The organism is Candidatus Aminicenantes bacterium, from assembly GCA_011049425.1.
Classification (GTDB): Bacteria; Acidobacteriota; Aminicenantia; order UBA2199; family UBA2199; genus UBA876.
This window is the reverse complement of the sequence record DSBM01000058.1, coordinates 1-22,323: the sequence shown is the minus strand read 5'-3', so window position 1 is coordinate 22,323 and position 22,323 is coordinate 1. Positions and strand designations below refer to the sequence as shown.

The 22,323-nt window shown below is 56.0% G+C and carries 22 protein-coding genes; 8 read left to right on the top strand and 14 right to left on the bottom strand.

Translation table 11 applies throughout. The features are described 5' to 3' along the window. Nucleotides 1-3: 3 nt before the first annotated feature. Together ENN40_04420 and ENN40_04415 are read right to left on the bottom strand one after the other, a co-directional pair. Nucleotides 4-975, bottom strand: coding sequence for a prenyltransferase (locus ENN40_04420; protein HDP94590.1), 972 nt, complete (start codon nucleotides 973-975; stop codon nucleotides 4-6). 16 nt (nucleotides 976-991) lie between these two features. Further along, nucleotides 992-1,969: a dihydroorotate dehydrogenase-like protein gene (locus tag ENN40_04415; protein HDP94589.1), complete on the bottom strand. Its 978-nt coding sequence runs from the start codon at nucleotides 1,967-1,969 to the stop codon at nucleotides 992-994. Between the two features lie 219 nt (nucleotides 1,970-2,188). On the opposite strand from ENN40_04415, the gene ENN40_04410 reads away from it, so the two are divergent. Further along, entirely contained in the window at nucleotides 2,189-4,213 is a 2,025-nt protein-coding gene (locus tag ENN40_04410; protein ID HDP94588.1) for an oligopeptide transporter, OPT family, read from the top strand. Nucleotides 4,214-4,274: 61 nt separating this feature from the next. After that, nucleotides 4,275-4,931, top strand: coding sequence for a methyltransferase domain-containing protein (locus ENN40_04405; GenBank protein ID HDP94587.1), 657 nt, complete (start codon nucleotides 4,275-4,277; stop codon nucleotides 4,929-4,931). Here the strand turns inward: ENN40_04405 and ENN40_04400 are convergent. Then, on the bottom strand, nucleotides 4,911-5,339 hold the full coding sequence (locus ENN40_04400) for an Rrf2 family transcriptional regulator (protein ID HDP94586.1): 429 nt from the start codon (nucleotides 5,337-5,339) through the stop codon (nucleotides 4,911-4,913). The genes ENN40_04405 and ENN40_04400 overlap by 21 nt on opposite strands. A gap of 157 nt (nucleotides 5,340-5,496) precedes the next feature. On the opposite strand from ENN40_04400, the gene ENN40_04395 reads away from it, so the two are divergent. From ENN40_04395 to ENN40_04385, 3 genes are read left to right on the top strand one after another with little or no spacing between them, the layout of a single operon-like run. After that, entirely contained in the window at nucleotides 5,497-6,717 is a 1,221-nt protein-coding gene (locus tag ENN40_04395) for an aminotransferase class V-fold PLP-dependent enzyme (GenBank protein HDP94585.1), read from the top strand. Between the two features lie 41 nt (nucleotides 6,718-6,758). After that, nucleotides 6,759-7,136 carry a hypothetical protein gene (locus ENN40_04390; protein HDP94584.1) on the top strand — a complete coding sequence of 126 codons (378 nt, stop codon included), beginning with the start codon at nucleotides 6,759-6,761 and terminating at the stop codon, nucleotides 7,134-7,136. Between the two features lie 35 nt (nucleotides 7,137-7,171). Further along, entirely contained in the window at nucleotides 7,172-7,993 is an 822-nt protein-coding gene (locus tag ENN40_04385) for a hypothetical protein (GenBank protein HDP94583.1), read from the top strand. 104 nt (nucleotides 7,994-8,097) lie between these two features. Here the strand turns inward: ENN40_04385 and ENN40_04380 are convergent, their stop codons facing one another. Beyond that, nucleotides 8,098-8,574 (bottom strand): hypothetical protein, encoded by a 477-nt coding sequence (locus tag ENN40_04380; GenBank protein ID HDP94582.1) that lies wholly within the window; start codon nucleotides 8,572-8,574, stop codon nucleotides 8,098-8,100. 373 nt (nucleotides 8,575-8,947) lie between these two features. Here ENN40_04380 and ENN40_04375 point away from each other — a divergent pair, with 373 nt between their 5' ends. Next, complete coding sequence (locus tag ENN40_04375) at nucleotides 8,948-10,171, top strand: ATP-binding protein (protein HDP94581.1); 1,224 nt, start codon at nucleotides 8,948-8,950, stop codon at nucleotides 10,169-10,171. A gap of 237 nt (nucleotides 10,172-10,408) precedes the next feature. Here the strand turns inward: ENN40_04375 and ENN40_04370 are convergent, their stop codons facing one another. The 10 genes from ENN40_04370 to ENN40_04325 all read right to left on the bottom strand — a co-directional run bounded on the left by ENN40_04370 (nucleotide 10,409) and on the right by ENN40_04325 (nucleotide 20,361). Beyond that, a complete protein-coding gene (locus tag ENN40_04370; GenBank protein HDP94580.1) occupies nucleotides 10,409-10,900 on the bottom strand; it encodes a hypothetical protein in 492 nt (163 codons plus the stop codon). A 152-nt stretch (nucleotides 10,901-11,052) separates the two neighbouring features. Further along, a complete protein-coding gene (locus ENN40_04365; protein ID HDP94579.1) occupies nucleotides 11,053-12,267 on the bottom strand; it encodes an FtsX-like permease family protein in 1,215 nt (404 codons plus the stop codon). Next, nucleotides 12,264-13,010 carry an ABC transporter ATP-binding protein gene (locus ENN40_04360; GenBank protein ID HDP94578.1) on the bottom strand — a complete coding sequence of 249 codons (747 nt, stop codon included), beginning with the start codon at nucleotides 13,008-13,010 and terminating at the stop codon, nucleotides 12,264-12,266. The genes ENN40_04365 and ENN40_04360 overlap by 4 nt, the downstream gene beginning before the upstream one ends. A gap of 15 nt (nucleotides 13,011-13,025) precedes the next feature. Further along, the gene (locus ENN40_04355; GenBank protein ID HDP94577.1) at nucleotides 13,026-14,267 is read right to left on the bottom strand and encodes an efflux RND transporter periplasmic adaptor subunit; all 1,242 of its coding nucleotides are present in this window, start codon (nucleotides 14,265-14,267) and stop codon (nucleotides 13,026-13,028) included. Then, nucleotides 14,264-15,727 (bottom strand): TolC family protein, encoded by a 1,464-nt coding sequence (locus tag ENN40_04350; protein HDP94576.1) that lies wholly within the window; start codon nucleotides 15,725-15,727, stop codon nucleotides 14,264-14,266. The genes ENN40_04355 and ENN40_04350 overlap by 4 nt, the downstream gene beginning before the upstream one ends. 78 nt (nucleotides 15,728-15,805) lie before the next feature. Further along, nucleotides 15,806-17,116, bottom strand: a complete 1,311-nt coding sequence (locus tag ENN40_04345) for a HAMP domain-containing histidine kinase (GenBank protein ID HDP94575.1) — start codon at nucleotides 17,114-17,116, stop codon at nucleotides 15,806-15,808. Then, nucleotides 17,116-17,805: a response regulator transcription factor gene (locus ENN40_04340; GenBank protein ID HDP94574.1), complete on the bottom strand. Its 690-nt coding sequence runs from the start codon at nucleotides 17,803-17,805 to the stop codon at nucleotides 17,116-17,118. Before ENN40_04340 ends, ENN40_04345 begins: the two co-directional genes overlap by 1 nt. Nucleotides 17,806-17,894: 89 nt before the next feature. Then, the gene (gene mltG / locus ENN40_04335) at nucleotides 17,895-18,899 is read right to left on the bottom strand and encodes an endolytic transglycosylase MltG (GenBank protein HDP94573.1); all 1,005 of its coding nucleotides are present in this window, start codon (nucleotides 18,897-18,899) and stop codon (nucleotides 17,895-17,897) included. Continuing rightward, a complete protein-coding gene (gene ruvX / locus ENN40_04330) occupies nucleotides 18,896-19,423 on the bottom strand; it encodes a Holliday junction resolvase RuvX (GenBank protein ID HDP94572.1) in 528 nt (175 codons plus the stop codon). Before ruvX ends, mltG begins: the two co-directional genes overlap by 4 nt. Next, entirely contained in the window at nucleotides 19,303-20,361 is a 1,059-nt protein-coding gene (locus ENN40_04325) for a D-alanine--D-alanine ligase (GenBank protein ID HDP94571.1), read from the bottom strand. Before ENN40_04325 ends, ruvX begins: the two co-directional genes overlap by 121 nt. Nucleotides 20,362-20,400: 39 nt before the next feature. On the opposite strand from ENN40_04325, the gene ENN40_04320 reads away from it, so the two are divergent. Together ENN40_04320 and ENN40_04315 are read left to right on the top strand one after the other, a co-directional pair. Further along, nucleotides 20,401-21,243 carry a monofunctional biosynthetic peptidoglycan transglycosylase gene (locus tag ENN40_04320; GenBank protein HDP94570.1) on the top strand — a complete coding sequence of 281 codons (843 nt, stop codon included), beginning with the start codon at nucleotides 20,401-20,403 and terminating at the stop codon, nucleotides 21,241-21,243. 85 nt (nucleotides 21,244-21,328) lie between these two features. Next, complete coding sequence (locus ENN40_04315) at nucleotides 21,329-22,087, top strand: hypothetical protein (GenBank protein HDP94569.1); 759 nt, start codon at nucleotides 21,329-21,331, stop codon at nucleotides 22,085-22,087. Nucleotides 22,088-22,323: the final 236 nt, after the last annotated feature.

Here is a 22,323-nt window from a genome sequence, read left to right as displayed (position 1 = left end):
GTATTACGGTTGCAGCACCAGGTGGAACGCCAGGCCGGCGTTGAGCAGCAGGCCGAAAATCAGATTCAATCGTGCTGTGGCGCCGTCAAGCGCTGGAAAGTCCGCACGATCCGTGGCGGAGTGGCGTTGCCGCGTGCGGACGAGAAGGCGCCGGGCAACAGGAAAGGCCGCCAGGGATGCCAGGCAGGCTGCCGGCAGGGGAGAAAGATGCGGGGCAACCCAGCGTGGCAACACCACAAACGAGGGCACCAGCAGGAACGGTAAGATCAGCAGGGCGTGGAAATAGATAGACGAACCGCGGTCACCCAGTATGATGGCCGGGGTAAGGATGCCTCCGCGGTGATCCGTGGGGGCGTCCCTCCAGTTGTTGGCGTGAAGAATGGCCGCCACCAGCAGGGCCTGGGGCAGGGCGAAAATCACGGGCAGCCAGGCGGCGGAGCCGGTCTGCACCATCCAGGCTCCCAGGCTGCCCAGCAGGCCGAAAGCGGTCAGAACCGCGAGATCGCCCAAGCCGTGGTATTTCAAGCCCGACCGGCCTCCAGGGGAATAGAAAACGCCCAGAAAGACTCCGGTAGCGCCTACGGCCAGCAGCCACCACGTGGTTTGCCAGGCAAGGAAAAGACCCAACAGTGTGCCCATGCCAAAGAGCAGTGCGGCGCCGTGAAGGGCCTGGCGAGGTGTCAGCAGGTGTCGCACCACGGCGCCGCTGCCGGGAGTGGGTTCCCGATCCAGTCCGCAGCGGAAATCGGTTGCATCATTGAGGATGTTGGCGCCGGATTGCAGCAGCAGCATGGCCGCCAAAGACAGCAGCAAACGTCCCCAGTGCGGCGACCCGGCAGTCAGAACGGCGGCCAGCAGAGCTCCGAAAAGTACAGGCATGGTGGAGGCGGGAAATGAGAAGGGACGAGCGGCTATCCACCAGCGTGTGAAAAAAAGGGCGTTTGGTGTATCTGTCAGAGGCATTCCCGACGCCATTTTGCCGGCAGGGAAATCAGTCTCTAGCGCCGGCGAAGTATTTCATGAATTGGGCGCGCTCATAGAGTTGCGGGGCATCGATGTTCCTGCGGCTCAGTCGGCCGATCACATCATAAAGCCGCGTCACACCGGACTCCTCCATCCATTGTCGGATTTCCGTCAGCATGGAAGCCACGACTTTGGGTCCCTGTTTGTAGATGGACGACGCGATCTGCACAACCGCGGCTCCGGCCAGAAGGTTCTTGATTACCGCGGTCCCATCGTGGATTCCGGTAGTGGCGGCCAGGTCGCAGTGAACCCGGCCCGCCAATAAGGCGATCCAGCGCAATACCATCGCATTCTCGTTGGGGCAGCTGGTGACTTCTCCGTTGATGACTTTCATCGATTTAATATCTATGTCCGGACTGTAAAAGCGGTTGAACAGGACCAGGGCGGCCACATTGCGTACCGACAGGTTAAATGCCGTGTTGGCCAGGCTGGAAAAATAGGGGCTGATTTTCAGCGCCACGGGAATGACTACCTGGGCCGTGACCTGGCTGACGATGTCGAAATATATTCCTTCAATGGCTTCCCCGTCCTGTTGCGTATCCGCGGGCAATACGAACAGGTTGAGTTCCAGCGCATGGGCGCCGGCCTGCTCGATCTGGCGGGCGTATTCCGTCCACTCGGAAGCGGAAATGCAGTTGATGCTGGCAATTACGGGGATGCCGGTTTTTTCCCGGCTGTCGCGAATGAGGCGCAGGTATTCGTCCAGGCTGTGGCGTCGGGTGTACTGGGTGATGTAATCCGCGGCTTCGGCGTGGCCCATCGAGCCTTCGTGCAGGGTGCCGGCTTCATTCAGGATCTGCTCTTCGAAAATGGACTTGAGCACCACTGCGGCCGCACCGTGATCCTCCAGGCGACGAATGCTGTCCAAGGAACCCGTGAAACCACAACTGCCGATAATGATGGGGTTGCGCAATTCCAATCCCATGTAACTTGTGGATACGTCCATGACACCCTCCAGAAAGGCGGTTTTGCCCTCAAGACCCGCTTTGCATGGTAGCACAGGCCCGATTCGGGTGTCAACCGCAAGCCGGTGAAGGCCGCGATTTCCGTTTACCGGCGACGTCTTGAATTTGCCTTGAATTAGCGTGGGTGGTATGCTAGCCTCAACCTGTATTTCCGCCCATTTTTGGCGGCGGGAAGCGTTTCGAAATGGAGGTGGCCTAGCATGAGCCATGATGAACTCAGGGGGCGGGATCGTCCCACCGGCTTGCCGGAAAACGCCTATCGCAAGCTGGAAGAAGGAGAAACGTATCGTCCCGTGGTTCCCGCTGACCGGCCGTTGCCGGAAGTGACCCCATATTCACTTTTCTGGGGCATGTTTTATGCGGTTTTGTTTTCAATGGCCGCGGCTTATCTTGGCCTGAAGATCGGCCAGGTGTTTGAGGCCGCCATACCCATCGCCATCCTGGCCGTGGGATTTTCGGTCATGACGGGGCGGCGCAACGCCTTGTCGGAGAACGTGATCATCCAGTCCATCGGTGCCAGTTCGGGACTGATCGTCGCCGGGGCCATCTTTACCATACCCGGACTCTACATTCTGGGTCTTGAAGCCACGTTCATGCAGGTGTTTCTGGCATCTTTGCTGGGCGGGTTCATGGGTATCCTTTTCCTGATTCCTTTCCGCAAGTATTTCGTGGCGGATATGCACGGGGAGTTCCCCTTTCCCGAAGCCACGGCGACCACCGAGGTGCTGGTGGCCGGGGAAGCGGGCGGGAACCAGGCACGAATCCTGGTTAAAGCGCTGTTCATCGGCGGCTTGTACGACTTCATGGTTTCCGGCCTGGGTTTCTGGAAAGAGATCGTTTCCACCCGGGTGTTTTCCTGGGGCCGCAAACTGGCGGATTCCGTGAAATTGGAATTCAACATCAATATCGGGGCGGCCGTAACCGGCCTTGGTTATATCATCGGCCTGAAGTATTCCCTGATTATCGCCTGCGGATCCTTTCTTTCCTGGTGGGTACTGGTGCCGGCCATCTACTACATCGGCCAGTTCAATCCCGCACCCATCCTGAACGCCGCCAAGCCCATATCCGATATGCTTCCGATTGAGATCTTCAGTGAATACGTGCGCCATATCGGTATCGGCGGCATTGCCGCGGCCGGGATTATCGGCATTATCAAGTCTCGCGGCATCATCGTGGGCGCCTTCCGGCTGGCCGCCCGTGAAATCACCGGCAAGGGAAGTGAACAAGGCATTGAGCGCCCGGAACGCCTGCAGCGCGACATGTCCATGAAATGGAATGTCATCCTGATTTTTGCAACGTTGATAGGTGTGTTCGCCTTTTTCCTGCTGGGCGTTGTGGGAGGCAACTGGTACCATGCCCTGGTCGGCCTGGTCATCGTGACCATCATCTCTTTCCTGTTTACCACGGTTTCCGCCCGGGCCATCGCCATAGTGGGCACGAACCCCGTATCGGGAATGACGCTGATGACCCTGATCATTTCTTCGGTGATTCTCGTGTCCGTGGGCCTGAAAGGTGAACAGGGCATGTTGGCCGCGCTGTTGATCGGAGGTGTCGTGTGCACCGCCCTGGCCATGGCCGGAGGCTTTATCACCGACTTAAAGATCGGGTACTGGCTTGGCACAACTCCGGTAACCCAGCAGCGTTACAAGTTTCTGGGTACCCTGCTTTCCGCGGCCGCGGTCGGCCTGGTGATTTTGATGCTCTACAAGACCTATGGCTTCGGTCCGGGTGGACTGGAAGCGCCCCAGGCTTCGGCCATGGCTGCGGTACTAAAGCCCTTGATGACCGGCCAACCGGCTCCCTGGCTGCTTTACCTGGCGGGAATCATGTTGGCCATCGTCCTGGAGTTCATCGGTGTTCCTCCGCTGGCCTTCGCCCTGGGGATGTACCTGCCGCTTTACCTCAACACACCCCTGCTGGCCGGCGGCCTGATCGCGCATTTTGTTTCCCGCAGCACCAGTGACAAAAAACTGCAGACTGCGCGCAAGGAGCGGGGGACCCTGATTGCATCCGGATTCATTGCCGGAGGGGCCATCATGGGAGTAGTGGCCGCGGCCATTATATATTTCGGCCAACTGGTATTCGGCGAAGGATGGTCCATGATCCGGTCCCTGGGGACCGAGCACTGGCAGGAATCATTCGGCGGCGAGGCCCTGGGTTTTGTCATGTTCCTGCTGCTGCTGGGTTACCTGTACTGGGATTCGCGACGCGCCCGGGTGGAATAATCCGGATTTGACAAAGCGACCGGACCCGAGCAATTCGCGGCCGCAGGGACTGTTTGGCCGCATGGCGGATCATTACGATCGCTTCAACCACTTGTCCAGCCTGGGTTTGGATGCCTGGTGGCGGTATCGCTCCCTGCAGGGACTTTCACTGAGCGGCCGCATCCTTGACCTGGGAAGCGGGGGCGGGCAGATGTCCGAGGGCCTGGCAAAACAACGGGCTTTCTGCGTTGGTGTCGATCCGAGTTACGCCATGCTGGCCAGGGGGAAAAGGTTTGGAAGGGCTTTCCTGCCCATCCAGGCACAGGGAGAAGCCCTGCCGTTCCGCGATAATACCTGGGACGGGGTGATTTCAGGATTTGTTATGCGCAACCTGGAAAGCCTGGAAAAAACCATCCGGGAATGCCATAGGACCCTGCGTCCGGGGGGGATCCTCATGGTATTGGATTTCTTTCCTCCCCGTTCCCGGCTGTTACGGGCTTTTTTCCGTATCTACCTGGGCAGGATCGTTCCGTGGGTCTATGGCAAAGTCACCGGGTTGGGCCGGGATGCGGCGTGGTTGAATCGATCTATTGATGAATTCATGTCGGTTTCAGAGTTTCGGAAATTGGTTGGCGCATGCGGTTTCACCATAGTTCGCATACGTCCCCTGGTGTTTCGCATTGCCTGGCGTATGGTCGCGATTAAGGAGAAAGTTTCTTCAGGAGTCCGGGACAACTGAGTCGCGTTTTTCCGCTCGGATCAGGTCGGCGATGGTGGTCTGCTCCAGATAGTCCCGGATCAGTTTGTCCAGGGCTTGCCAGTGACTGCGGGCGCCGCAACCGTGGTTGCGGGGACAATACTCTAAGTCATTGACACAGGGAGCGGTAAGCAGGGGTTCTCCGGTGATCTTGAACACGTCCAGGAGTGAAACCTGGTTGGGATCAATCTTCAGTCTGTACCCGCCGCGGGCGCCGCGCCGACTGGTGATCAAACTCCGGCTTTCCAGGGGTTGCAGAATCTGCTTGGCGAACTTGGCGGATATCTGCTGGCCGGCCTCCACTTCCCGCAGGGAATGAACTCGGGACATATCCGTTCCCAGTTCAACCAGGATGCGTATCGCGTATCTTGTCCGCGCTGATATTTTCATTAACGTACCTTATGTTGTTACCTTTTATAGTATCATGGATTTCTTTTGCAGGCAAATCCTTAAAAAAAAAGAAAAGTGTCGGCATTTTTACTTGACTAAAGGTAACCAAAATTAGTACAATTGATCAGTTGCCCGGACTTTAAGGGTGGGCTGAATAATGAAACCCGATGAACTGAGAAAAGAGTTTCCCGTACTGACCGCACGCCGCAAGGGAAAACTCCCTGTTTATTTCGACAACGCCTGCATGACCTTGAAACCGTTGAGTGTCACCAATGCCATGATGGATTACTACCATGGTTTCCCCGGTTGCCATGGACGCGCGGACCATGATTTCGCCGCACGAACTTCCACTGCATTCGCGGCGGCCAGAAGCCGCCTGCAACGGTTTTTCAATGCCCGTTCTCCAAACGAGATCGTGTTTCTGCGCAACGCCACGGAAGGTTTGAACGTGCTGTCGCGGGGGATTGCTTTCGCTCCGGGTGATTCGGTTTTGACCAGCGAGTTGGAACACAACTCCAATCTCATCCCATGGCAATGGGCGGAAAAACACCGGGGGATTCGCAGAATCGTGATCCCCACACTGGAAGATACCGGGTTCGACATGCGCGCCTTTGAACGCGCCATGGACGGCAGCGTCAAACTTGTATCGTTATTGCATACATCAAACGTCACCGGCGTCACTTTCCCAATCAGTGAGATCGTTTCCATCGCCCGCAAGCATGGAAGTCTGGTTTGCCTGGATGTCGCCCAGAGCGTCTTGCATCAGAAAGTGGATGTGCGCCGTCTTGGCGTCGACTTCATGGTGGCGTCGATGCATAAAATGATGGGACCGACCGGAATGGGCGTCCTCTATGGCCGGTTGGAACTTCTGAAAGCCTTGGATCCTCACCTTACGGGCGGTGACACGGTGATTGATTCGACCTTGAACCATTACGTGCCCGCGGAGGTTCCACAGCGCTTCGAGGCTGGATTGCAGGATTACGCCGGGGCTATCGGGGCCGCGGCAGCGGCGGATTTGGTGGATCGACTGGGCCATCGCCATATTCATCGTCACCTGGTGGAATTGAACCGCCATATCACGGATCGTCTGTCCGAATTCCCGGGAGTGCGTATTCTGGGACCCAAAGATGCCGTCCGCAGGGCCGGGATCTGTAACCTGATTCTGAAAGGAATGGATGCCATGGACACAGCGCGTTTACTCAATGAATCTGCGGCGGTAATGGTCCGGCCGGGCAGGCATTGCGCCCATGCATTCTTTAACCGCCGCGGCCTGTCGGAGAGCTTGCGTTTTTCATTCGGGCCTTACAATACTGTGTCGGAAGTGGATCAGGCCGTGGAAGCATTTGCCAATATTCATCGGCTTACGTACCGGGCATGAAAACGAAACAACCGGCTCAAGTCCTGAAAAAGAGGTGACATATGGGATGCTGTTCCGTACGCAATCACAAAGGACGCATCTTGATTATTCCCCTTGTCATGTGGATACTGGTGGCGGTTGTCGGCGCCGCAATCTATCTGCTGCTGACGCTGATATCGGTGGTCGGGCCCGGCATGGCTCAACGCCGCCGGAATTTCCGGAAGGAATATGTTTCCCTGGAACGGGGGTTGGCCCGCCGCCTGTTGAATGATCCATTCATCTTCAGTTCAGCGTTTCGGGCCCGGTGGAGCGGGCGCCTTATGCGCAAGTCCCCGGCCCTGGGTGGATGGGTGTACCGCTATTTCAATGTTGTGGTTGCCTTCCTGATCCTGCCCCTGGCCGGACTGGCGGGCTTCATTCTTCATGGTGTCGTTACCTGAGTTCATTACATGAAAAGCGAATGTATGGAGGAATAATGAAAAACGAAGTGGTAATCGAGTTTTCCGGGGGGATTGATTCCCTTTACGCGGCTCACTATCTGGCCGGGCGTTACGACCGGGTCCATTTGCTGACCTTTGACAAAGGGTACATGCACATTTTGCTCAAGGCCAACCGGCCCAACGTGGAACTGCTGCAATCCCTGCATGGAAAAGAGAAAATAACTCACCAGGTGATGGATATCCGCCATTTGTTCAAGGAAATGGCGGTGCGGGACTACAAGGAAACCAGCAAAGAGTTTGGCAAAGAAGCGGCCTGGTGCATGCCTTGCCGTGCCAGCATGGCCCTGGCCAGCGTGATCTACGCCCTTGAACACGATATCCCGGTTTTTACCGATGGCGCCAATTGGGAACAGGCTCCGGACGGCAAAAAGATCCTGGTCACGGGTGATAATTTCCCCGAGTTCCTCTCCATGATCAAGGATTTCGCCGCCCGCTTTGAAGTGGAATACCTGCCCGTGGTGTATGACCTGAACACCCGGGAAGATCGCCGAAATGAACTGCAGCGCCTCGGCGCCAGAATCGACTTCAACAGCATGTACCGTACCGGAAAATCACCCCTGGACGTATTCAATCCCAAGTTCTACAGCCGGGTTCAACCCATGTGCCTGTCCGGCTACCTGGTGCATTGGAAACGCAACCTGTTGAAAGTCCCCGAAGAAGTCACTCCCGAAATCATTACCGCCGCCCTGCAGCCCAAGCTGGATACCATTGCCGAGCGGCTGGTGCGGGAACACCTGGAAAACCGCGGCATCGATGCGGACGAACTGATTTCCCGCCGCAAGGCCGAAAAAGGTTGAACGGTTATTCGTAATGCAACGCTTCGATGGGATTCAGCATGGATGCCTTGCGGGCGCACTACAGCACCGTCGCCAATTTACTTTTCCCAAAAAAAGAAGGAGTGTCACTTAAGCCATAACTCGACGTCGATCCCTTTTCCCTTCGCGATGGTCATAAAAGTGACCAGGGTGGCTTCGACACGGATGACATAATGCAGCGTATCGCTTTCAAAATGAATGGCATATCCTTGGTCCAGTTCCGTGCGGCCGCGAAAAAATTGCTGGTATTCCGTTTTATGTTCATCCGCCAGAGTAGCGGCCTCTTCCTGATTCTGTGCAGTCGTTTCCCAGGCAAGGCGAGCGATCTTTCCTTCGGCATCCAACTCAACATTGACGGGGAAATCCTCATCAGGACACATCCAGACATAGCTCAACTTTCCATCTTGCGACTCAAAGGTATGGACATTCTCAGCGCCGGTGTTGAATTTGGTCCCGATTTTTAACGATTTAATCAACAAGGGAAGCTCTCGCGCGCCGTCGGCAAATCCGGATACCAACACAAACAGAGATACCAAACCGATCAGGATATCTTTTTTTTTCATGACATCTCCTTTTGAAGGGGTCTTGCATTATAACATTTTGAATCAGATTTAAGGAGAGGAGAATTGGAAAGTTGGCGAGGTCCGCCTTCGCCAAGGCCTCGACGGGTTGTCCGGGGCGAGGTGAAAGGAAGGTGGCAGGGGACAGGAAGCAGGAGACACGGAAAGAAAGGAGATAAATTCAGGAGTCAGGGTGACAAAGGGACAATTGCGGTTGAATGAGGTCGCATGAAACAGTTGGGACCAGCGCATGGAGAAGCGAGAAAAGTACTCATGCAAGACCCCCGTCACAACAATACAATAATCTTCGCTTATAGCCGAAGATTGTCTTGATTATCCAGAAAACTTCGATTATAATCGAAAACAAGGGGGTAATATGTTTGAAAATGAAAATCTTCTTTTGCGTTCGGAATATATAAACAAGTTGGAGAATTACCTTGATAAACCCATTATAAAAGTTCTCACCGGAATGAGGCGGGTGGGCAAGAGTTCCATCATGAAGACTTTGGTTGACAGGTTGATCGGGCAAGGGGTTCCGGAAAAAAGCATCGTGTACATCAATAAGGAGTCATTGCGATTCGACGAAATCAGAAATTTCAGGGATTTGAATAACTATGTCGAAAAAAGATTGAAAATCGTTGCGGGTAAAAAGTATGTGCTCATAGATGAGGTCCAGGAAATCGAAGACTGGGAGAAAACCATTAATTCCATGTTGGCTGATAGAATCGCAGATATTATTGTTTCAGGTTCCAATGCCCGCATATTGTCATCCGAGCTCGCAACTCTGATAAGTGGCCGCTATATTGAAATTCCGGTGCACCCGTTGTCTTTCGGGGAGTTCTTAAAATTCCGGAGAAAAGAAGAAGAAAGCGATCAGGAAGAGGAGTTTATAAATTTTCTGAAATACGGCGGTCTGCCGGGCATCCATTTTCTCAATTTTGATGACCATACGGTTTTCGGCTATCTAAACTCAATCCTTAACACGGTCATGCTTAAAGATGTTGTCTCGCGGCATAAGATTCGCGATGTATCAGCTCTGGAGAGGATCGTGAAGTATCTTATGGACAATATCGGAAATATCACCACGGCTAAACGTATAGCGGATTATTTTAAATCCCAGCGGTTTTCGATCACCACCGATACGGTGTTGAACTACATTTCACATCTGGAGGATGGCTTTTTGTTCAAGAAAGCGGCCCGCTTTGATCTGAAAGGCAGAAAGATATTGGAATACTACGATAAAATCTTTTTGACGGATATAGGCTTGAGAAATGGTTTGATCGGTTTCAGGGGAAGTGATATCAACGGTATTCTGGAGAATATCGTTTATAATGAATTGCTCTATCGAGGATATCGGGTTTTCATCGGCGTAATGGACGGAATGGAAATAGATTTCGTCGCCGAGAAACAGAATGAACGAACCTATTATCAGGTTTGTTACAGTCTTGGCTCACCGGAAATCATCTCCAGGGAGTTTGGTAACCTTGAAAAGGTTAAGGACAATTACCGGAAAATCGTGATATCCATGGATAAGGTTTTTTCTGCGGACAGAAACGGCATTGAACACATGAATCTGATCGATTTCCTGTTACAGGAATAGGCACATGGTTGCCGTCCCGGCATTTCCCGGAGGATAATTGCAGCGGCGGAACGTTTTGGGGGGGGTCACACGGAATCCTGATTTCTTGTCGCGGCGGAAATGAAGCTTCATGTATCATGGAAAATTGCCTGTGGCTGTACCTCAAAAAGAGACGGACTGAACCGTCAAATTATGAAATCCATTTTCCTGCTAATGAGCTTCAAATTTTCCTTTTTCAGGCATGCAATCCATTTCAGGCTATTTGATTCTTTGCTTGGTCACAACTCCACCCCATCTTCCGTTTGCAGCACTATACTGTTTCATCTTAAGGGTGTCCCGCCCTTCCAGCCAAAGCAGGATTTTTGATTTCACGTAGCCATTTGTTTTCCAAGGCATCCCATCTTCACAGTAATCCCCGCGGAATACTTCGCGATTCAATGAGGGCTCGAATGCAGGCGTGGTACTGACGACAAAGTAAATGTTTTCATCCCGGAAGCACCAGGGGCCGAAATCGGTGAGTCTCTTTCTTCGCCTGTATTCCTTATCTGACCATACACTTCCATCACGCCAGAATTTTTTACCTATATACTTTCCCCCCTGCCGGGAGATCGAGTAATTGACCTCCCATCCCAACGTTTGATGATACGCTCCCCACTTTCCTTCAAGACCATGTGATGCAGCCGCTTGCTGGGAGGGGGAGGTGCGGTTCGGGGTCTGTGTCGGGGCGAAGCTGAAGATCGCCCGTTCCAATTCCTCGTTGATTCTTGGACCTCTTGCGTTCCGTGTGTATATGCACACATTGGTGATTGAACGGCCATGAGGATGATTACCCAGAGGGTACAAATGCCCGTAGCGGGATAAAGCGTAAGCGAATGCAAGCGTACACAACGCTTGGGTTGTGGTTATTCGTAATGCAACGCTTCGATGGGATTCAGCAGGGATGCCTTGCGGGCGGGATAGAAACCGAAAAACACCCCCACCGCCGCTGAAAAAACCACGGCGATTACGGTGATCACCGGGTCCACGATTAATCCCGTATTGATCAACCTGGAGATGCCCACGCCCAGGCCCAGGCCGACCAGGATGCCGATGAATCCCCCCACAAGGCTGAGGATGACCGCCTCCACCAGGAATTGGACCAGGATATCACTGCTGCGGGCCCCAACCGCCATGCGGATGCCGATTTCGCGGGTGCGTTCCGTCACCGACACCAGCATGATGTTCATGATGCCGATTCCGCCGACCAGCAGTGATACCGCGGCGATGGCTCCCAGCAGCATGGTCATGGTGTTGGTGACACCTGTCACCCGTTCAAGGATCTCCGTCTGACTGCGGATCTGGAAGTCATCTTCGTCGGCTGCTTTCAGGCGATGGGTGTCGCGCAGAATGTCGCGGATCTCGGATTCCACTGCTTCCATGGGAGCGTTTTCTTTGGCGCTGGCCAGGATTGAGCGAACTGTTTTGCCGTCGGACAGGCGGTAGAGTACAGTAGTGGAAGGTGCCAGGATGAGGTCATCCTGGTCGCCCATCATGGCGTCGCCCTTTTCCTTCAGGGTTCCGACCACCGTGAAGGGGACTTTGTTGATGCGGATTCTGGCGCCGATGGGGTCGCGTTCTCCAAAAATCTCTTTCGCAACCCTATCACCCAGAACGGCAACCTTGCGCCGCCCGCGTACATCCTGCTCTGAAAAAAAATTGCCGCTTTTAATTACCCAGTTGCGGATAAACGGATAGTTCACCGATACGCCGTGGATCTGGGTGGCCCAGTTCTTTTCCATGGCGATGGCCTGGACGCCGGCGGTGATGTCCGGTGATACGTAGTCCAGCAGAGCAGCGCGCTTTCGCAACTCTTCTACATCTTCCATGGAGAGGGTCTGCAGGCTTCCGGCCCCGCGGCTGACGCCGCCGCGATAGGACGATCCCGAACGGATCATGATCAGGTTGGTGCCCAGGGCGTCGATCTGGCTCTCAATATCCGCCGAAGCGCCCTGGCCGATGGCGACCAGGGCGATGACGGCGCCTACACCGATGATGATACCCAGCATGGTCAGGAAGCTGCGCATGCGATTCTTGGTGATGCTGCGAACGGCAGCGCGGATGAGTCGCTCGAATTTCATGATTGGGCCTCCCGGGAGGTGCTGAATGCCGACTTGCCGTTGCCTGCCTGGATGCGGTCATCTACGAGTACGTCCCGAATTTTTTGTCCGTCCCGGAGCTCCACGATGCGTTTGGCGAAACGGGCGATATCGGGCTCGTGGGTAACCAGCACTATGGTTACACCATCATCATTGAGTTCCTGGAAAAGCTTCATCACGTCATTTGAAGTCGTGGTATCCAGATTGCCGGTGGGCTCGTCAGCCAACACCAGGGCCGGACGGTTCACCAGGGCGCGGGCAATGGCCACACGCTGTTGCTGCCCCCCTGAGAGTTGAGTCGGCTCATGGTCCAGGCGGTCGCCCAGGCCGACGCGTTCAAGGGCTTTTCGGGCCATTTCCCGGGCCGGCAACCTTTCATCTCCACGGAAATACAGCAACGGCAGTTCGACATTTTCGAGGGCGGAGGTACGGGCCAACAGGTTGAATCCCTGGAACACGAAGCCGATGCGGCGGTTGCGGATGTCGGCCAGTTGACGGCGGTTCATGCGGTCCACCCGCGTGCCGTCCAGGGTGTAGGTTCCCCCGGTGGGGTAGTCCAGGCAACCCAGGATATTCATAAGCGTTGATTTTCCCGAACCGGAAGCCCCCATGATGGCGACGAATTCTCCGGAATGGATTTCCAGGTCCACCCCGCGCAGGGCGGGAACGCGCACAACCCCCATGATGTACGTTTTTTCAATACCTTTCAGTTCGATGGCGTTCATGGTCTGAATCCGCCCTTACCGGGGCCTTCCTCCCCGCGGCGGGCCACCCATCATGAAGGGATTGCGCCGGTTGTTGTTGGATGCCGCCGGTGGATTGGTGAACTTGGTAACCACCCGGGTGCCTTCCTCCAGTTCCCGGGAGGCCGCTATCTCGGTGTGGGATGCATCAGTCGCGCCCTTGCGAAAGAAAACGATGCGGAGTTTCTCTTTTTCCAGGGGAACAAAAACGTAACCCATCTGTTTCCGCGTATTCTCCGGAGCACCCGTTGCGGAGGGGACTGCTTTCCCGGAATTGGCGGTCGCGGAATCGGGAGCCTGGGTACGCTCAATTTCAATTCCTTCCGATGGACGCAGGTTCAGGGCGCTGTTGGGCACCATCAGTACATTCTCTTTGTATTCGACCAGGAAATCCACCGTAGCGGTCATGCCGGGTAAAAGTACGCGGTCGCGGTTTTCCGCGTCCACAACCACCGTGTAATTGACCACATTGTTGATGGTAGTCGGTTGTAAACGGATCTGGCGCACCGTGCCGGTGAATCGGCGATCCGGATAGGATTGAACGGAAAAGCGGGTTTGCTGACCCTGACGGATGAGGCCGATGTCGCTTTCATCCACTAAGGCTTCGATCTGCATCTTGGTCAGGTCCCGGGCGATAAGAAAGAGTTTGGGCGCCTGGAAACTGGCGGCAATGGTCTGGCCTTCGTCTACCGTGCGTTCGATTACGGTTCCATCCATGGGGGAGCGGATTTCCGTGTACCCCAGGTTGGTCCGGGCGCGCTTCAATGTGGCCTGGGCGCTTTTCAGGTTGGCACGGGCCGTGGCGGCCTGGGTTTTCCACTGCAGGAACTCTGTTTGCGAGATGTGTCCATTTTCGAAAAGCGGGCGGTTGCGCTCCAGTTCCGTTTCCAGGCGTTCCAGCTCGGCCGCGGCGCTGTCCACCCTGGCCTGTGCTTCCTGCACGGAAACCCGGAAAGGGGTTTTGTCCAGTACGGCCAGCAATTGCCCCTTGGTGACGGAACTGTTGAAATCAACCAAAAGTTTTTCAATGATGCCGGAAACCTGGGCCCCCACTTCCACGGTCTCCAGGGCGCTGAGCGCACCCGTTGCGGAAACCGTGTTTTCAATGTTGCCCCGGGTCAGGGCGGTTGTCGTGTAAAGGGCATCATCGGATTTCTCTTTTCCGGGCTTTTGCCACACAATCAACAGCACGACAATTATTGCGGCAATGCCGATTCGTATCCAGTGTTTTCGTTTCATTCATGTTCTCCTTGTGTTGCGGGTGCGGCAGCATCATCCATAGCCGATTCAGTGACCAGGGCCAGCAGATTCTCTTCGTCTCCCCGGCTGTAGAGGATCTCCAGGCCGCGAAGCAACAGGGTGTAACGCGCCGCCACGTGATTGTAGCGGGCTTGCCTGTACAGGGCCCTTGACTGGCTGACTTCGGACAGGGTGGCGGTACTGGCGCGGTACCGGTCTTCTACACTGTTCAGGGCGGCTCCGGCGTATTTCAATTGCGTGTTGGCACTGGCAAGCTGTCTGGATGCGCTTTCCCAGTTCAACCGCGCCTGGCGGACTTCGGCGGTGACCTGGCGACGCCGACGCGCAAGGGTTACTTGTTCGTTATCCAATTGGATCTTTGCCGCGGCCACTTCCTGACGGGTCAGGCCGCGGTCAAACAGGGGAACGGCCAGGTTCAGGCTGATACTTGCCGACAGGTTGCGGTCCAGCAGCTGGTCTTCCAGGTCCGATCCCGGAATGGCACTCGAATAAGAACTTCCCACTCCGGCGGAAACCGACAGGCGCGGGTAATAACCTGAACGCGCGGCACGGACCGCGTACCGGGCCGCGGCCACGCGATTTTCCCCGGCCGCGATATCCGGCCGGTCCGGAATATTCTCCGCTGAGGCGGAATGATCATCAAGGATAACCTGAAGACTTTTCACCATTTCATCAACCGCAGGTTCCTGAAGCAGGATATCCATGCCGGGATCCCGACCCAGCGATTGCAGCAGGGCAATCGCTGCTTCCTGGTAGGCACGTTCCGCTTCCTGCAAGCGGTATTCAGAGGCGGCGATTTCCGCTTGCTGCTGGTAGAGGTCCGCCACCGAGCGCCGTCCGGCTTCAAAAAACGCGCTGATTTGTTTCAAGAGATTTTCCTGGGCTTTATGATTCTCTTTTTCCACGGATACGAAACTGCGTGCCGTGAGGGATCGAACGAATTCATTGGTTACGGAAAAGACAACGCCCTGGCGCGTGCGTGACAACTCAGCCTGAGCGGCATCCCGGTTTTCCCGCGTTTGGTGGAGGCTGGACGTATTGGCGAAACCGTTGAAAAGCGTCAGGCTGGAAGAGAGGTTCAGGCTGAACCGGGTATAAGCGGAAGCCGTGTAGTCTCCACTCACCGGATCCACGGATTTTCCCGCCTGGCGGTTGCCGGATGAAGAGAGGCTTAGATCGGGAAGAAACGATCCGCGCTGTTTTTCCCACGTGATTTCACTGCTGCGGGAGCGGTTTGCCGCCAACAGCAGGTCGGGGTTCTGCTGTAACGCGATGTGTATGGCTTCCTGCAGGGTAAGTGTGTTTCCGGATAATGGCGCCCCGTGGAGGGATATCGTTACCGGCCCCGCCAATCCCAGGATGGCGATGAACCCGATGACGCGGAAAAAGGTCTTGCCGACAATCGTGAACATGTGTCCTCCTCGGTTGCCCAACTGCATCTGGTGCCTGAATGAAAGTATACGGGGTGGATGTTGCTTATATTTGCGGGAGTTGTGAGAAATTGTAACATATTTGAATCATGCCGGGAATTCCAGCGTAACCGTGGTGCCACGGCCGGGCCGGCTGTCTACATGGATACTGCCGCCATGGGCATGCATGATTTTCCAGCACATGTTCATGCCCAGGCCATATCCGCCGGTCTGCTTGCTGCGCGAGCGGTCGGCCCGGTAAAAAGGCTCAAAGATATGACTTAATTCTTCAGGCGCCATGCCGCAGCCGTAATCGCGGATCAGCAGGGTAATGCCGTTTTTTTGATTCTCGGCGGATACTTCCACCGGCTGAGTGGAATTGCTGGAGTGACGCAGGGCGTTATCCAGGATGTTGCGCAGAAGAATGCGCAGGCGCTCGACATCCGCGCGGACCATCAGATCCCTGGAAACACCTTGCCATTGAATTCCAGGCGGCCGGCCTTCCAGGGCCGTTCCCACCTCAGTGACGACTTCCCGCAGGGAAACGGATGTCAACTGCAGACTGCCGTGGGGATTTTCCAGGCGCTCGCTCTCCAGGATGGCCGTTATCATGCGTTCCACGTCTTCGACGTCTTCCAGGATGGCCTGGCGGGGTTCACCCGGTTCCAGGAACTCAAGCGCCAACTTGATTCGAGTCAGTGGGGAGCGCATCTCGTGGCTCACATCGAGCAGCAGGCGGTCCCGGGAACGGATCATTTCCCGGATGCGGTCCGACATGCGGTTGAATGAACGGATCAATTCCCCCAGTTCGTCCTGTCTTGTGGAGTGCATGCGGAAGTCCATCTGGCCGGAGCCCAATTTAACAATGCCTTCACGCAGGGTGCGGATGGGACGCAACAGGGCCTGGATCAGGAACCAGATGCCGACGATCAACAGCACCGCCAGTACGGAAACGGAGAGGATCAACTGGTTGACGCGATGATGAAACCCCTTTTTCCATGGTCGCAGCAAAAAGAGCAGGTTTCCCCTTTCCACGGGAATACGGGCGCATAGGCCGTAGGGTGTGAATCCCGCGGTCGCGCCGCCCATTCCCTTCAGGCTGACCAGTTCATGACGGGCGAGGGCCTCCATACCTTCATGGGTGGACCACGCGTTGCCCTTGGATTCATAGCGGATTTGCAAGTGGAGGTGTCGGGCCAGATCCTGTGCCCGCTCAAGCGCCGGCGGGTTTCCCAAATCGCGGGCGACCAGCTGGGCGTAAGTGACCGAGTGGTTCAGGATGCTTTCGAAGCGCATGGGAGGTTTGAAGAGCAGGCGGTGTGCCCCGGCGATGAAAAGGATCATCAACACCAGCGCCAGGGAAAATATCAGCAGGATTTTCAGAAACAGGGAGGAGCGAATTCGGCGGGTCAATCCCATTACGGAGAGTCGCCTCCCACGTATACATATCCGGCCCCCCAGACGGTTTTGATCAGGCGGGGAGAGCGCGCGTCGTCTCCCAGCTTCTGACGCAGCCGGCTGATCAACACATCCACGGAGCGGCTTTCTCCATCATCCTGAATGTCCCAAAGGTGCTCCATGATCTGGTCGCGGGAGTAGACCACGCCCGGGCGCCGGGTCAGCAGCGCCAGGGTCTCGAACTCGGCGCCGGTCATGCTGATCTCTTTTTCCGCCAGCAGGACCCGGCGTTTTTCCAGGTCCATGTACAGGTCGCCCACGCGGCGGGTGTGCGATGGGCTCTCTCCCCGGGCTCGCCTCAGGATGGTCTGAATTCTTGCAACCAGTTCCCGGGGCTCAAAGGGTTTGGGCAGGTAATCATCGGCGCCGATTTCCAAACCGACGATGCGATCCGTCACTTCTCCCCGGGCCGTGAGCATGATCACCGGAACTGAACTGGTGCGGCGAATGGTACGGCAAACCTCGAAGCCGTCCATTTCCGGAAGCATGACATCCAGGATCACCAGGTCCGGAGAGTAGCGTTGCAATGCTTCCAGGCCTTCCTTGGGGTGGGCGTGCGACTGCACCTGGTACCCAAACCGGGCCAGGTAACTTTCCAGCAGGCGGTTGAGTTTTCGGTCATCGTCGATGACCAGGATCTTTGCATTCATGCCGGGTGTCTCTTGATTAAGTATAGTGTATGCCTGTATCCCGGCAATTGCAAAAATGTAACAAAGTGTGATCTTCGTGAGCGGGGGGTCTACTTGTCCAGGATGTACTTGCGCACCGCGCGGTTGTGTTCCTGCAGGGTCCTGGAAAAATGATGGGTGCGCCCGTCCTTGGAAACGAAATAGAGGAACTTGGTGCTTTCCGGGTAAAGGGCCGCTTCAATAGACGCGATGCCCGGGTTGCAGATCGGTCCCGGCGGCAGGCCCGCGTACAGGCGGGTGTTATATGGGGAATCGTATTTCAGCTCGGCCCAACCCAGCTTACCTCGCCATTTTCCGTCCCGTTTCAATGCATATATGATGGTGGGATCACAGGCCAGGGACATGCCGATGCGCAGGCGGTTATGAAACACGGATGAAATCAGGAAACGTTCGCTCCGGTCCGCGGTCTCTTTCTCGATCAGGGAGGCCAGGGTAATCACCTGGCGAACCGTGAGTTTCATTTCGTGGCTGCGCCATTCCAGGGTGCGGTTGAAGCGTTCGCGGAAGTGTTCGACCATGAGCGACACCATGGCCGGGGCGTCAAGAGTGGCCGGCACGTGATAGGTATCCGGATACAGGTAGCCTTCCAGGTCACCCGCATCGGGATCAAGGTCCCGAATCGGGGTAGGGTCCCCTGCGCTTTCCAGAAAGGCTTTCCGGTCAATGTCCAATTGCGCGCAGACAGTCCCAGCCGTTTCCCGGATGGTCAGCCCTTCGGTGACAGTGACCTTGTGCAGCACGACCTGGCCTTGATGGAGCTTGAGGATAACCTGTTTCATGGTCAATGGCCTGGTGAAACGGTATTCGCCGGTCTTGAACACGGTGCCCCGGTGAAACAGCCGGTAATAAACCAGGAACCAGGACCGGCTGGAGACCACGCCCCGGCGTTCCAGCCGTTCCGCCGTGACGGCAACAGGTTCACCCGGGGGGATTTGCAGGGTGAGGGTCCCTGCATATGCCTGAAAAGGGCGGAACACCTGGTGCCACGCCTGCCAGCCGACCCAGGCGCACAAGGCAAGAACCACAATCAGCAGGATGACGATCAGTTTTTTCATTGAGACTCCAAAAAGTCGTTCAGGAACAGCATGGCGGCCACGGAATCGAGCAAGGCCTTGCGTTTGAAAGGATCGGGTTCCCGGTCGGAAAGGAGCTCGTCCGCCGCCACGCTGGTCAGGCGTTCGTCCTGCCAGTCAAGCGGCAGCTCCAGTTGCTTGCGCAGGTGGTTGGCGAAGTTCTCCGCCGCGGCCTGCATTCGTCCCGGGGTGCCGTCCATGTTTGATGGACGCCCGAAAAGCAGAGACTCCACATCGTACTCTTTCTGAAGACGTTTCAGGCAATCAACGTCATGCGCCAGGTCGCGACGGCGCAGAGGCGGAAGGGGAACGGCGGTGCGCAACTCCGTGTTGCCCAGGGCAAGCCCCAACCTGCGGGTGCCGAAATCGACGGCCAGCACGATCACTACCGGCTGCTCCCATCCGTTTGCCGTGCCAGGCCGTAGTCGATGAGCCGGGTGACCAGGGATTGAAACGTGTAATCTTCGAGAAGGAAGAGTTTGGGGAACATGCTGATCTCGGTGAATCCGGGCATGGTGTTGATTTCATTGACCAGGATCCGTCCACCGGGCTCTTCCAGGAAAAAATCCACCCGGCTCAGGCCGAAGAGATACAGGCTCTGAAACGCGCGCGCGGCCAGGTCACGGATTTTTTCAGACCTGTTTCGGTCCAGGTTGGCCGGAATCGAGAAGGTGGTCTTGCCGTCAATGTATTTGTCCGCGTAATCGTAGAAATCATTGTGTGGGATCAGTTCACCGGGCTGGGATACCTCGAGGTGGTTGTTGCCCATCACCGCCACTTCGATCTCCCGTCCCTGGATACCCTGTTCGACGATGATGCGCGAGTCGTGACGAAACGCCAGGTCAACAGCTGCTTCCAATTCCGCGGGAGCCTTTACCTTGGTGATTCCCACGGATGACCCCAGGTTGCAGGGTTTGACAAAAACCGGCCAGTCGAGGCGTTCCGTGACATTGCGGCGGATCTCTTTGATGCGGTTGCGGGTAAAGACCAGGAAATCCGGCGTCTCAATGCCCGCGGCATGAAACAGGATTTTGGCCGTTCCCTTGTCCATGGCCAGGGCGGAGCCCAGGCTGCCCGCGCCCACGAACGGCATGCCTGCGAGTTCCAGCAGTGCGGGGATGCGTCCGTCCTCGCCGTTGGGGCCGTGCAGCACGGGAAAACAGATGTCCGCCCGAATCAGGGGTGTACCCCCGCACAGCCAGGGCAGCATGGGTTGAAACAACCCCCTGGAAAGGGACCCGGCCGTGGGCGTCGCCATCTCATGTTCGTTTACGGGCCGCCACAGCCCCTCCCGGCTGATGTAAACGAGTTGCGGGGTGAAGCGTGCCCGGTCCAGGTTGCGAAAGACGGCCGTGGCCGAGAGTATGGATACGTCGTGCTCGGCGGATCGTCCCCCGAACAGAATACATACCGATTTTTTTTTGCGGTTCACCTGCTGCTCCAGTTCCCCTTTTTAGCACATTCGCCGGGGGAGGTAAAGCGGATGGAAAAGGGGTTGCCCGCTCTGCCCCGCGGCGTTAGAATCATTCTCATGGCATTCAAGCTGCGTATCAACCTGGTCCGGCGTTCTCGCCGCAACAAGCGTGCTTTCCCTTTTCGCCACCCGCTTCTTTTCCTGGGAATGCTGGCCCTTGCCGGGTCCCTGGCCGGAGCCGCCTGGATCTACCTCTCGTTGCCCGGGGTGGAATCCCTGTCCCGCAGCCATCCTTCGCTTACCGCGCTCATAAAATTGCGGATGCGGCAGGCAAAGAGAGAAGCGAAACCCTATGCCATTCACCAGGAATGGACCGCCTGGGAACATTTTCCTCCTCTTTTGCGGCGGGCCGTGGTGGCTTCCGAAGATGCCGCTTTTTACAGCCATGAGGGCGTTGACTTGTTTGAGTTGAAAGAATCCCTGAAAAAAAACCTGCACGCCGGCAAAAAGGCGCGCGGCGGCAGCACCATTACCATGCAGCTGGCGCGAAATCTATTCCTTTCGCCGCGCAAGTCACTTTTGCGCAAGCTGCGTGAAATCCTTATCGCACGGCGCCTGGAAGCCGTTTTGAGTAAGCAACGCATCCTGCACCTTTACCTCAACATCGTGGAACTGGGGCGCGGTGTGTTCGGCTTTCCCGCGGCGGCAAAACGCTTTTTCGGGCGGTCGCTCGAAAGCCTTACAATTACTGAAATCCTGCGCCTGGTGGCCGTGCTGCCCAAGCCCCTGCGGGTAAGCCCCCTCTCCAATTCGCGCTATCTGCAGTGGCGGGTGCGCCTGGTGGCCGACCGCATGGTTCAACGTGGCCACCTCACCCCGCAACAGCGTGCCCGCATCGAATCCGACCTCTGAATGAGGCATCCGCGTTTCACTGGTTTCCATTGGTTCACTGTTTTTGACTTTGTTGCGCTTCCGGTTTAAATTGGTACAGTTCGGAGTGATTGAAACGGGAATGAAAACCTATTCCAGGGAAAAACCGCTCATTTCCATGCATGTTCCCAAGTGCGCGGGCTCTTCCATGCGACAAGTGCTGAGGCGATGGTTCAAGGGGAATCTTTTGCTTCATTACCAGGATGAGTCGCAAAACCGCGCCCCGGAAAGGCATTCACTGGCCCGGAGGTTCATGATGCTGCGACGCCGGACGGGAATCTGCATCCATGGCCATTTCGACAATATGCGTGGAACCGGCGTGGATGACTACTATCCCGGAATGGACCAGTTGATCGCGATCCTCCGGGATCCTTTTGACCTTCATGTTTCCACTTATTTCTATGTAAAGCGGGAATCCCGGAACGGTGGCAGAGGTGCGTTTCTTGACGGTATGGCCCACCCCATTGTGAAAAACCGCTGGACCCTTGAAGAATACCTGGATACGATCCGAAAATCTTTTTTATGCCGTTTCCTGCCCCCGGGACTGTCGCCTGGCAATTACCGCCGGGTACTGGAGGAACGCTTTCTGTATATCGGAATGATGGAGCGGTTCCAGCGGTCGGTGGATGCCCTTGCCCGACAGTTGGACATGCCTTCAGTGTACGTGCACTCTGAGAATGTGTCACCCTGGGATGAACCGGTTCCCGCCGGCACCCGGGAGGAATTCATTCGGCATAATCTCCTGGAAATGGGGATCTATCAATACGTCCAGGAACGTTGGGGCGAAACGGAAACCGGGCAGGCCGCCGCTCTCCGACAGGATTGATGGCCAGGCCCCGGAACGTGCATTAATCCTGCCCGTACCGCCCGGCCTGGAGTGTCCGGGAACGTTCTACTTTCATCGCCTCGTTGATTACAATGCTCAATGCATCCGCCATACCATCAAGTCCGTTTTCCAAAATCACTTCAATTACTTCTCTGAATACAGTATCATTCTCAATACGGGCCATAACTTGTTCCTCCTTAGTGTCGTCACACATCAAGAAGGTCAATTATGGCCCG